The sequence below is a fragment of the Pseudomonas sp. EGD-AK9 genome (genome assembly GCF_000465935.2).
Taxonomy (GTDB): Bacteria; Pseudomonadota; Gammaproteobacteria; order Pseudomonadales; family Pseudomonadaceae; genus Aquipseudomonas.
The window spans coordinates 1-10,935 of record NZ_AVOF01000054.1 but is presented as its reverse complement, the minus strand read 5'-3'; the positions used below and the strand labels follow the sequence as shown (position 1 = coordinate 10,935).

General features: G+C 67.3%; 8 protein-coding genes and 1 pseudogene. 2 read left to right on the top strand and 7 right to left on the bottom strand.

Going from position 1 to position 10,935, the window contains the following annotated elements; translation table 11 throughout:
• Positions 1–62 precede the first annotated feature (62 nt).
• Together ctaD and N878_RS03000 are read right to left on the bottom strand one after the other, a co-directional pair.
• Positions 63–1,823, bottom strand: a complete 1,761-nt coding sequence (gene ctaD, locus N878_RS03005) for a cytochrome c oxidase subunit I (protein WP_021442207.1) — start codon at positions 1,821–1,823, stop codon at positions 63–65.
• A gap of 23 nt (positions 1,824–1,846) precedes the next feature.
• The gene (locus N878_RS03000) at positions 1,847–3,289 is read right to left on the bottom strand and encodes a cytochrome c oxidase subunit II (RefSeq protein WP_021442206.1); all 1,443 of its coding nucleotides are present in this window, start codon (positions 3,287–3,289) and stop codon (positions 1,847–1,849) included.
• Between the two features lie 263 nt (positions 3,290–3,552).
• On the opposite strand from N878_RS03000, the pseudogene N878_RS02995 reads away from it, so the two are divergent.
• Together N878_RS02995 and N878_RS02990 are read left to right on the top strand one after the other, a co-directional pair.
• Positions 3,553–4,917: pseudogene (locus N878_RS02995) on the top strand (pyridoxal-phosphate dependent enzyme).
• 28 nt (positions 4,918–4,945) lie between these two features.
• Positions 4,946–6,106 (top strand): PLP-dependent aspartate aminotransferase family protein, encoded by a 1,161-nt coding sequence (locus tag N878_RS02990; protein WP_021442203.1) that lies wholly within the window; start codon positions 4,946–4,948, stop codon positions 6,104–6,106.
• 262 nt (positions 6,107–6,368) lie between these two features.
• Here N878_RS02990 and N878_RS02985 read toward each other — a convergent pair whose 3' ends face one another.
• From N878_RS02985 to N878_RS02965, 5 genes are all read right to left on the bottom strand, one after another.
• Positions 6,369–6,812 carry a thioesterase family protein gene (locus N878_RS02985; protein ID WP_021442202.1) on the bottom strand — a complete coding sequence of 148 codons (444 nt, stop codon included), beginning with the start codon at positions 6,810–6,812 and terminating at the stop codon, positions 6,369–6,371.
• 89 nt (positions 6,813–6,901) lie between these two features.
• The gene (locus tag N878_RS02980; protein WP_021442201.1) at positions 6,902–7,591 is read right to left on the bottom strand and encodes a polysaccharide lyase family 7 protein; all 690 of its coding nucleotides are present in this window, start codon (positions 7,589–7,591) and stop codon (positions 6,902–6,904) included.
• Between the two features lie 102 nt (positions 7,592–7,693).
• Positions 7,694–8,485 carry an ABC transporter ATP-binding protein gene (locus tag N878_RS02975; RefSeq protein ID WP_021442200.1) on the bottom strand — a complete coding sequence of 264 codons (792 nt, stop codon included), beginning with the start codon at positions 8,483–8,485 and terminating at the stop codon, positions 7,694–7,696.
• A 10-nt stretch (positions 8,486–8,495) separates the two neighbouring features.
• Positions 8,496–9,347, bottom strand: a complete 852-nt coding sequence (ntrB, locus tag N878_RS02970; protein WP_021442199.1) for a nitrate ABC transporter permease — start codon at positions 9,345–9,347, stop codon at positions 8,496–8,498.
• A gap of 12 nt (positions 9,348–9,359) precedes the next feature.
• The gene (locus N878_RS02965) at positions 9,360–10,643 is read right to left on the bottom strand and encodes a CmpA/NrtA family ABC transporter substrate-binding protein (protein WP_021442198.1); all 1,284 of its coding nucleotides are present in this window, start codon (positions 10,641–10,643) and stop codon (positions 9,360–9,362) included.
• Positions 10,644–10,935 lie beyond the last annotated feature (292 nt).

Genomic DNA, 10,935 nt, shown 5'->3' with positions numbered 1-10,935 from the left:
CTCAGGGGGCTGCGGCCAGCCGCCGGGGCCGAGTTCCTCGCCGTCGCGCAGCAAGAGCCGGTTCATGGCCTGCGCTCCGTCGCCGCGTTCTTCATCCGTTGCAGCTCCTCGTCCGACACCGTCTGCGGCACGAAGTCCTGCTCCACGCCTGGCACGCTGTAGTCGTAGGCCCAGCGGTGCACCACCGGCAGGCGGGCGCCCCAGTTGCCGTGCACCGGCGGAGTCTGCGGGGTCTGCCATTCCAGGCTGGCGGCGCGCCAGGGGTTGGCGCCGGCGGGCTTGCCCTTGGCCAGGCTCCAGAACAGGTTGAACAGGAACAGCAGCTGGGCGACGCCGACCACCAGGGCGGCGACGGTGATGAAGGCGTTGAGGTCCTGCGCCGACTGCGGGATGAACTCGTAGTCGTCGAAGGTGTAGTAGCGCCGCGGCATGCCGAGAAACCCCAGGTAGTGCATGGGAAAGTAGATGGCGTAGGTGCCGAGGAAGGTGATCCAGAAATGCAGCTGGCCGAGGCGGTCGTCGAGCAGCCGCCCGGTGATCTTCGGGTACCAGTGGTAGATCGCGCCGAACACCACCAGGATCGGCGCTACGCCCATGACCATGTGGAAGTGGGCGACCACGAAATAGGTGTCCGACAGCGGGATGTCGACTATCACGTTGCCGAGGAACAGCCCGGTAAGGCCGCCGACCAGGAAGGTGAGGATGAAGGCCAGGGCGAACAGCATGGGCACGGTCAGGTGGATGTCGCCCTGCCACAGGGTCAGCACCCAGTTGTACACCTTCAGCGCGGTGGGCACGGCGATGATCAGCGTGGTGATGGCGAAGAAGAAGCCGAAGTAGGGGTTCATGCCGCTGACGTACATGTGGTGCGCCCACACCACGAAGCTCAGCACGCCGATGGCGACTATGGCCCAGACCATCATGCGGTAGCCGAAGATGTTCTTGCGCGCGTGGGTGCTGATCAGGTCGGAGACCAGGCCGAAGGCGGGCAGGGCGACGATGTACACCTCCGGGTGGCCGAAGAACCAGAACAGGTGCTGGAACAGGATCGGGCTGCCGCCCTCGTGCTCCAGCGGCTGGCCAAGGGAGATGATCGCCGGCATGAAGAAGCTGGTGCCGAGCAGGCTGTCGAACAGCATCATCACCGCGCTGACCAGCAGCGCCGGGAAGGCCAGCAGGGCGAGGATCGAGGCCATGAAGATGCCCCATACCGACAGCGGCATGCGCATCAGGGTCATGCCGTGGGTGCGCGCCTGCAGCACCGTGGTCACGTAGTTGAGGCCGCCCATGGTGGCGGCGACGATGAAGATCGCCAGCGACACCAGCATCAGCACGATGCCCCAGTCGGTGCCCGGGGTGCCGGCGGTGATCGCCTGCGGCGGATAGAGGGTCCAGCCGGCGCCGGTGGGGCCGCCGGGAACGAAGAAGCTGGCCAGCAGCACCAGCACCGAGAGCAGGTAGAACCAGTAACTGAGCATGTTGACGTAGGGGAACACCATGTCCCGCGCGCCGACCATCAACGGGATCAGGTAGTTGCCGAAGCCGCCGAGAAACAGCGCGGTGAGCAGGTAGATGACCATGATCATGCCGTGCAGGGTCATGGCCTGGTAATAGGTGCTGGCGTCCATGAACTCCAGGCTGCCGGGAAAGCCGATCTGCAGGCGCATCAGGCCCGAGAGCACCAGGGCGATCAGGCCGACGAAGATCGCCGTCAGCGCGTACTGGATGGCGATGACCTTGTGGTCCTGGCTCCAGATATAGCGCGTCAGGAAGCTGCGCGGCTCGTGCAGGGCCGTGCTTTCGGCTTGGTGCGCATAGGCCATCGCGTCATCCTCCTGCAGGGGGCTCAGGGCGAGGGATCCGCGGCCTCGTCGGCATCGGCGGCGAGGGAGGCGATAAAGGCGGTCAGCGCCTCGAGCTGCGCCGCGTCGACGGCCAGGACCGGCATGATCGCGGCATAGCCCTGCACCACCTGGGCGTTGGGCTGGCGTATCGCCTCTTCAATATAGGCCGCATCGGCCCGGGCCGTGCTGCCGTCGACGAAATCCCGGGTGCTGCCATACAGCCCGCGCCAGCTCGGGCCGATGCCGGCGCTGCCGTCGAGGCTGTGGCAGGCCAGGCAACCGAGGCTGGCGGCCAGCGCGCGGCCCTGTTCGGTCGGGCTGGCAGCGTCGTGCTCGGTGGCCGGGGCCTTGTCGCTTAGCGACTGGATCAGGGCGAGCAGGGCGGCCAGTTCCTCCTCGCTCAGGCGGTAGGCCACCATCACCGGCGGAAAACCCTGCACCAGCTTGGCCTGCGGGGCGAGGATGGATTCGCGCAGGTAGGCCTCGTCGGCCTGCAGGCTGCTACCGTCGGCCAGTTGCCGGGTGCTGCCGTACAGGCCCTGCCAGGTCGGGGCCAGGTTGGCGCTGCCATCGAGGCTGTGGCAGGCCAGGCAGCCGAGGTTCTGCGCCAGCTGGCGGCCCTTGTCCAGCAGGCTGGCGGCGCTCGGCGGCGCGGCGCGCAGGCTCTGGGCGAAGGTCGGCTGGCTGGCCAGCCACTGCTCGAAGGCCTCGGCCTCCTCGACGATCAGGCGTCCGCGCATGTTGAAGTGGGCCACGCCGCAATACTCGGCGCAGAGCACCTCGTAGCGGCCCAGGCGGGTCGGGGTGAACCAGAAGTAGGAGACCATGCCCGGCACCATGTCCATCTTGGCGCGGATCTGCGGCACGTAGAAGTTGTGCAGCACGTCCTTGGAGCGCAGCAGCACCTTGACCGGCTGATCCAGCGGCAGGCGCAGCTCGCCGCCCTGGACCAGCACGTCGTCCGCCGCGGCCGGGTCGCCGGGGTCGAGGCCGAAGGGATTGCGCGGCTCGACCCACTTGATGGCGGAGCGCCCCAGGCGCCCGTCCGCGCCGGGGAAACGGTAGGCCCACTGCCACTGCTGGGCCACCACCTCGACCTCGCGGGCTTCCTGCGGCACCCGCACGAAATCGTCGTAGACCACCAGGCCGGGGGCCAGCAGGGCGACGATGCCCAGGCTGGTAACGGCGAACAACCACCACTCGAGTTTCTTGCTTTCCGGCTGGTAGGCCGCCCGGCGCCCCGCCTTGTGACGGAAGCGGATGATGGCGATGACCATGAACAGGCACACTGCGACGAAGAACAGCCCGGTGATGAGCAGGGTGATCAGCAGGGCGGTGTCGATGGACACCCAGTTGGACGCCGCCTCGGTGGCCTGCCAGGGGCTGAGCAGGTGAAACAGCAGCGAGCCGATCACCAGCAGTATCAAGACGATTGCAAACGCCATCTGTTCGCATCCCGTTCCGGACGCCCGTGGCCGCGGGCAACACCCAGCGACGGCATCGGCGGATGCTGCCCCGGGTACGGCCCCATCCCTCTCGCGCGCCAAGATGCGACGCTCTGGTACGGGCGAGTTCAGGGAGGAGTATAGGTGTTGCCCTCACTATTGCCCGATTGGTGGCCTGGTTCGCCGCCGGTGCAGCGCCTATAACTATGCTCTCGGTAGGTTGAGCCGCCTGGGACGGGCGGCTGCACAGAGGAGGGCGGGACATGTCCAGCAATCCCTTGCTCGCGATGATCGGCAACACCCCGGTGCTGCCGATCACGCACCTGGATACCGGCCCCTGCGAGCTGTTCGTCAAGCTGGAGAACCAGAACCCCGGCGGCTCGATCAAGGACCGCATCGCCCTGAGCATGATCGAGGCTGCGGAACGCGACGGTCGGCTGCAACCGGGCGCCACCATCATCGAGGCCACCGCCGGCAACACCGGTCTGGGCCTGGCGTTGGTGGCGGCGCAGAAGGGCTACCGGATGCTGCTGGTGGTGCCGGACAAGATGAGCCGCGAGAAGATCTTCCACCTCAAGGCGCTCGGCGCCGAGGTGCGCCTGACCCGTTCCGACGTCGGCAAGGGGCATCCCGAGTACTACCAGGACCTGGCGCGCAGCATCGCCGAGCAGACCCCGGGCGCGCTGTACATCGATCAGTTCAACAACCCGGCCAATGCCCTGGCGCACGAGCTGGGCACCGGCCCGGAAATCTGGCGCCAGCTGCAGCAGCGCCTGGACACGGTGGTGGTCGGGATCGGCTCGGCCGGTACCCTGGCCGGGCTGACCCATTTCTTTCAGCGCGAGGCGCCGCACGTCGAGATCGTCCTGGCCGACCCTCAGGGTTCGGTGCTGGCGGACTACGTGGAAACCGGGCACTACGGCGAGGCCGGCAGCTGGCTGGTGGAAGGCATCGGCGAGGACTTCATTCCGGCGCTGGCCGATTTTTCCCTGGTCAAGCGCGCCTAACGCATCGGCGATGCCGAGAGCCTGCTCACCGCGCGCCTGCTGCTACAGCAGGAGGGGGTGCTGGCCGGCTCCTCGTCCGGCACCCTGGTGGCCGCGGCGCTGCGTTACTGCCGCGAGCAGCGCGAGGCGAAGCGGGTGCTGACCTTCGTCTGCGACAGCGGCAACAAGTACCTGTCGAAGATGTTCAACGATTACTGGATGATCGATCAGGGTCTGATCGAGCGGCCGCAGGCCGGCAACCTGCGTGACCTCATCGCCCGCCGCTACGACGAGGGCGCCACCGTCACCTGCAAGGCCGACGAGAGCCTGGCGGCGGTGTACGCACGCATGCGCTTCCACGACATCGACCAGGTACCGGTGATGGACGGCGAGCGGGTGGTGGGCCTGATCGACGAATGGGACCTGCTGCGCGCGGTCAAGGACGCCCCCGAGCACTTCGAGCTGCCGGTGCGCCGGGCCATGGTCACCCAGCTGCAGACCTTGGATCCGGAGGTGCCGCTGGAACGCCTGCTGGAGACCTTCGACGCCGGACACGTGGCGTTGATCGTTGAACGGGGCCGTTTTCTCGGCCTGATCACCAAGAGCGATCTGCTCAACCTGTGGCGGCGCACCCTGCGCTGAAGCGCCCACTGCGCCTGGAGCCCGAACGATGAAACAGAGCCTGGAAACCCTCTGCGTGCACGCCGGCTACGAGCCGGACTGGACTGGGGCGGTGATGCCGCCGATCTACGCCACCTCGACCTTTCGCCAGCAGTCGCCCGGCGTGCACGCCGGCTATGAGTACGGGCGCAGCCACAACCCGACGCGCCAGGCGCTGGAGCGGGCCATCGCCGAGCTGGAGGGCGGCAGCCAGGGCTTCGCCTTCGCCTCGGGGCTGGCCGCCTGCGCCACGGTGCTGGAGCTGCTGCCTGCGGGCAGTCATATCGTTGCGGTGGACGACCTGTACGGTGGTACCTACCGCCTGTTCGAGCGCGTGCGCAAGCCGGCCGCCGGGCTGCAGGTGAGCTACGTGGCGCCCGAAGCCAGCGCCGAGGAGTTGAGCGCTGCGCTGCGCCCCGAGACTCGGTTGATCTGGGTGGAGACGCCGACCAACCCGACGCTCAAGCTCACCGACCTGGCGCGGGTGGCCGCGGTGGCCCATACCCATGGCGTGCTCACCCTGGCCGACAACACCTTCGCTTCGCCCTGTCTGCAGCGGCCGCTGGAGCAGGGTTTCGACCTGGTGCTGCATTCGGCCACCAAGTACCTCAACGGCCACTCCGATGTGATCGCCGGGCTGCTGGTGGTGGCCGACCGGCCGGAGCTGGCCGAGCGCCTGGGCTTTTTGCAGAACGCGGTGGGCAGCATCCTCGACCCCTTCTCCAGCTTTCTCTGCCTACGCGGCATGCGTACCCTGGCTCTGCGCCTGCGGCGCCATGTCGACAGCGCCCAGCAGCTGGCCGAATGGCTGGAACAGCAGGCCCAGGTAGCGGCGGTGGTCTATCCCGGCCTGCCCAGCCATCCGCAGTACGAGCTGGCGGCGCGCCAGATGGCCGGCGGAGGCGGGCTGATTTCGCTGTACCTGGCCGGTGACGCCGAGGGCACCCGGCGCTTTCTCGAGGCGACCCGGCTGTTCACCCTGGCCGAAAGCCTGGGCGGCGTGGAGAGCCTGATCAGCCAGCCGGCGCGGATGACCCACGCCAGCATTCCGGTCGAGCGCCGGGCGCAGATCGGCATCCACGACAACCTGGTGCGGCTGTCGGTCGGCATCGAGCACCCGGATGACCTGCGCCGCGACTTGCAGCAGGCGCTGGCGGCGATGGCGGGTTAGCAGGCCGTTGAAAAACGTAGGCGACGACTGCATGGATGCAGGAGGTAGAGCGAAGCAGAAAGCCCGAGGCGAGGCAGCCAGTGCAATACCGATGGCGGCCCTGCAAAAACAGGCGAGGAAGGGCTGGGATCGCAGTCGACTTTACGAGCTGTAAATGAGCCGTGCTCGCTTCGGGCCGCGCTGACGCGCGCCAGCCGCAAACGGCTTTCCGAGCCTGTTCTTAACGCAGCAATGGCAACGCAGGTAGTTTTTCAACAGCCTGTTAGGCGAGCCGGTTGACCTTGGAAAATTTGGCGGCGAACTCCGCGGGCATCGGCACCACCCTGGACTGGTGGTAGTCGAAAAACACGAAGCCGGACTTGGCCATGGCCACCAGCGTGCCGTCGGCCGGACGGCTGATGCGGAAGGTGATGTCGCCGCCGTACCTGTTGAAGTCCATCACGCCCACCTCGAACAGCAACTGGTCGCGGGCATGGGCTTCGGCGCGGTAGGTGGTGGCCAGGTCGGTGACGATGATGCCGGTGCCGTTGCCGTCGGTCTCGCGGATGCCGAACTCGTAGAGAAAACGCGCCCGCGCCTCGGAAATCATCGAGATCATCGAGTCGTTGCCCAGGTGGTTGGCACCGTTGATGTCGGTGACTCGCACGGTGAGGTGGGTGCTGTAGCAGTACTGGTCTTCGGGAAACTCGAGGGTCAGGCGGGCCATGGCGCGTCTCGTCGCAGGTGGGGCGGCGATTGTACGCGAGCGACAGGGGCTGGCGCCGTCATTCGCCGCGGCAATGACGGCGCGACGCCTCAGCGATGCAGACTGTTCAGATGAAAGAAGGTCACCCGACCGCCCTCGTCGCTCGGTCCTTCGTTGTCCTGGATATAGGCGCCGGCCTTGAAATACAGCTGCTGTGTGCTCCAGGCGGGGTCGAGCTGGCGGTACAGCGAGCCCTGGTCGCCGTCCTTGCTGACCACGCTGACGCCGAGCCTGCCGCTGGGGGTGACGCGCAGGTCGTAGCCGAAGCGCTCGCCCAGCTGCACGTTGTCCGCCAGCAGGATGTTCTGCACCTGGCTGTCGCCGGGTTTTTCGCGCAGCAGCAGTTCGAGGCGACCGACGCCACGGCGATAGTGGTATTGCAGCTTGAGCAGCGGATCGTTGTGGCTGCCGGGCTCGTCCTTGCTGTGGATCTGGCCGATGACCACCTTGTTCTTGCTCGGTACCTGGTCGACCTGCAGCACCGCGCTGAGGTAGCTGTCGGCGCTGGCGTGCAGCCAGTTGCTCAGGCTGCCGTCGCTCTGCGTCTCGCGCAGTTCGCTGCGTGGGTAGCTGGCGTCGGCGGTGGTGGAGCCGCCGACCGGCACCCAGAAGGTCAGGCTGCCGTCGGCGTTGCGGCGCAGGTACTGGCTCTGGTAGCCGTTGTTCAGCCGCGCGGTGCTGATGGTGGTGGGGCTGGGATCGGTGGGGATCGAGAGGTTCCAGGTGGTGAGGTCGAGCACGGGCTTTCCTTGGTCGAGGGCTGGGGGAACCTCTCTTCGTGTGCCCGTTCGGCCATTGGTTCAACCGCTCCGACCAGCGTGCCAGAGCGGTTGCCGCGTCTGTCAGGCGGCCGGGCGCTGCTGGCGTTGGTAGAGGAACTCCAGTACCGCACCGCGATAGCCGTGGTACTGCGCGTCATTGGCCAGCGCCAGGCGGTCGCGCGGGCGCGCCAGCTCCACCTTGAGGATCTCGCCGACGGTGGCGGCCGGGCCGTTGGTCATCATCACGATGCGGTCCGACAGCAGCACCGCTTCGTCGACGTCGTGGGTGACCATCACCACGGTGCTGTGGGTCGCGCCGACGATGCGCAGCAGCTCGTCCTGCAGGTGGGCGCGGGTCAGCGCATCGAGGGCGCCGAACGGCTCGTCCATCAGCAGCACCTTGGGCTCCATGGCCAGGGCACGGGCGATGCCGACGCGCTGCTTCATGCCGCCGGAGATTTCGCTGGGGTGCTTGTGCATGGCATGGGCGAGGCCGACCATCTGCAGCGCCTGCTCGGTGCGCGCCTTGAGCTGGGCCTTGCTCTCGCGTGCGCCGAAGACCTTCTCCACGGCCAGGTGGACGTTGCCGTAGCAGGTCATCCAGGGCAGCAGGCTGTGGTTCTGGAACACCACGGCGCGTTCGGGGCCGGGGCCGTCGATCTCGCGGCCGTTGCAGATCAGCCCGCCCGCGCTGGCTTCGAGCAGGCCGGCGATCAGGTTGAGCACGGTGGATTTGCCGCAGCCGGAGTGGCCGATCAGCGAGACGAACTCGCCGCGAGCGATGCTCAGGTTGACGCCTTCCAGGGCCTGGAAGCGGCCTTTCTTGGTGTCGAAGTGTTTGCTGACGGCGGTCAGCTCGACGAACTTGTCCATGGGTGGCTCCTTAATTCGCGTAGTCGAAGCGCTTGGCCAGCAGCAGGAGCGCCTGCTCCAGGGCCAGGCCGACCAGGCCGACGATGATGATGGCGATGAGGATGTGTTCGACGTTGAGGTTGTTCCACTCGTCCCACACCCAGAAGCCCAGGCCGATGCCGCCGGTGAGCATCTCCGCGGCGACTATCACCAGCCAGGCCACGCCGATGGCCAGGCGGATGCCGGTCATCAGGTGCGGCAGCACGGCGGGAAACAGGATGCGCGTCAGCACCTTGAACTCCGACAGCTTGAGCACGCGGGCCACGTTCAGGTAGTCCTGCGGCACGCTGGCGACGCCGGCGGCGGTGTTGAGGATGATCGGCCAGATCGAGCTGATGAAGATCACCCAGATCGACGCCGGGCCCGCGGCCTCGAACACCAGCAGGCCGATTGGCAGCCAGGCCAGCGGCGACACCGGACGCAGCAGGCTGATGATCGGCGCCAGCATGCCGGCGAGGAAGGCGAAGCGGCCGATGGCGAAGCCCAGCGGAATGCCCACCAGCGCCGCCAGGCCGAAGCCGACGCCGACCCGGCCGAGCGAGTTGAGGATGTTCCAGCCGATGCCCATGTCGTTGGGGCCGTTGTCGTAGAAGGGATCGGCGAACAGCACCAGGGCGGCCTGCCAGGTGCTCAGCGGGCCGGGCAGGCCCTCGCTGTGCTGGGCGAGCAGGGCCCACAGGCCGATGAAGGCGAGGATGCCCAGCAGCGGCGCGATGGCCGCCTTGAGCCCGTTGCCGAGGGTCTGCACGCTGGGCAGCAGGGCCATGGGCGAGAAACGCGGCTTGGCCAGCTGCGGCAGCGGAGTTTTCAGGGGCGCATTCATGGTCACCTCCGATCAGGCTTTGATGGCGAAGGAGTCGGCGTAGGCGGCCGGGTTGCTGCCGTCCCAGACCACACCGTCGATCAGCGTGCTGCTGCGCAGCGGGCTGCTCGGCACGGCCAGCTTGAGGGCGCCGGCCGCCTCGGCGTAGAGCGCGGTCTGGTTGATCTGCGCCGCCACGGCGGAGTAATCCGGCGCGTCCTTGAGCAGGCCCCAGCGCTTGAACTGGGTGAGGAACCACATGCCGTCGGAGTGGTAGGGGAAGTTGACGCTGCCGTCCTTGCAGAAGGCCATGGCGTGCTCGTCCTGCCAGCTGTTGCCGAGGCCGTCCTCGTACTGGGCGAGAAAGCGCGGTTCGATCACCTGCACCGGCGCGTTGACGTAGGCCTTGCCGGAAATCAGCTTGGCGGTGCTCTTGCGGTTCTCCTCGCTGGCCTCGATGAAGCGGCTGGCGTCGAGCACCGCCATGATCAGCGCGCGGGCGGCGTTGGGGTACTGCTCGATAAAGGCGCGGGTGGTGCCGAGCACTTTCTCGGGGTGATCCGGCCAGATCTGCTGGGTGGTGGTGGCGGTGAAACCGATCTTGTCGAAGATCGCCCGCGCGCCCCAGGGCTCGCCGACGCAGAAGCCGTCCATGTTGCCGACGCGCATGTTGGCGACCATCTGCGGCGGCGGCACGACGATGGTCTTCACGTCGCTCAAGGGGTTGATGCCCAGGCTGCCGAGCCAGTAGTACAGCCACATGGCGTGGGTGCCGGTGGGGAAGGTCTGGGCGAAGGTCAGCGGCGTGCCGCCCTTCTTCACGTGTGCGGCCAGTTGCGCGCCGTTGCTCACCCCGGCCTCGCGCAGCTGCTTGGACAGGGTGATGGCCTGGCCGTTCTGGTTCAGGCCCATGAGCACCGCCATGTCCTTCTGCGGCCCGGCCAGACCGAGCTGGGCGCCGTACATCATGCCGTAGAGCACGTGGGCGGCATCCAGCTCGCCGGTGTTGAGCTTGTCGCGCACGCCGGCCCAGGAGGCTTCCTTGCTCGGGGTGATGCTCAGGCCGTACTTCTCGCCGAAGCCCTGGGTGGCGGCCACCACCACCGAGGCGCAGTCGGTCAGGGGGATGAAGCCGACTTTCAGCGCGGCCTTTTCCGGTGCGTCGGAGCCGGCGGCCCAGGCCGCACTGCGCAGTGAGGCCGGCGCCGACAGGCCGAGCGCGGCGATGCCGCCAACGGCACCGGCGAGGGCAATGGATTGCTTGAGGAAGTTGCGGCGGCTGGTATCCAGGGGCTTGTTCGAATCACGCTCGGTCATGGGGCTAATCCTTGTCAGGCACATAAACAAAAAACGGCGTACGCCAGGCCGCCTCGGTAAGAGGAGGTGGCCTGACGGACGCCGTTGTCCGTGATCCTCGGCCCGCCGCCGTTGGCGTGCTACGCAGGATGGTTGACAGGGACGTAGCAAGGGGCTTGCCAGTTTTTCCAGGCAGAGGCCGCGGCGTGGCCCACAGCGCGCTGTCGGGACCGCATGGGCTGCGGCTGTCGAATGGCTAGCCGAGAGAAATCAATGACTTGGATATGAGTGAAGGCCATTGGCAGGGGCCTGC

Coding starts and splice junctions, on each gene's coding strand:
- N878_RS02975 (WP_021442200.1), bottom strand. CDS start 8,485: ATGGACAAGTTCGTCGAGCTGACCGCCGTCAGCAAACACTTCGACACC.
- N878_RS02990 (WP_021442203.1), top strand. CDS start 4,946: ATGAAACAGAGCCTGGAAACCCTCTGCGTGCACGCCGGCTACGAGCCG.
- N878_RS02985 (WP_021442202.1), bottom strand. CDS start 6,812: ATGGCCCGCCTGACCCTCGAGTTTCCCGAAGACCAGTACTGCTACAGC.
- ctaD (WP_021442207.1), bottom strand. CDS start 1,823: ATGGCCTATGCGCACCAAGCCGAAAGCACGGCCCTGCACGAGCCGCGC.
- ntrB (WP_021442199.1), bottom strand. CDS start 9,347: ATGAATGCGCCCCTGAAAACTCCGCTGCCGCAGCTGGCCAAGCCGCGT.
- N878_RS03000 (WP_021442206.1), bottom strand. CDS start 3,289: ATGGCGTTTGCAATCGTCTTGATACTGCTGGTGATCGGCTCGCTGCTG.
- N878_RS02965 (WP_021442198.1), bottom strand. CDS start 10,643: ATGACCGAGCGTGATTCGAACAAGCCCCTGGATACCAGCCGCCGCAAC.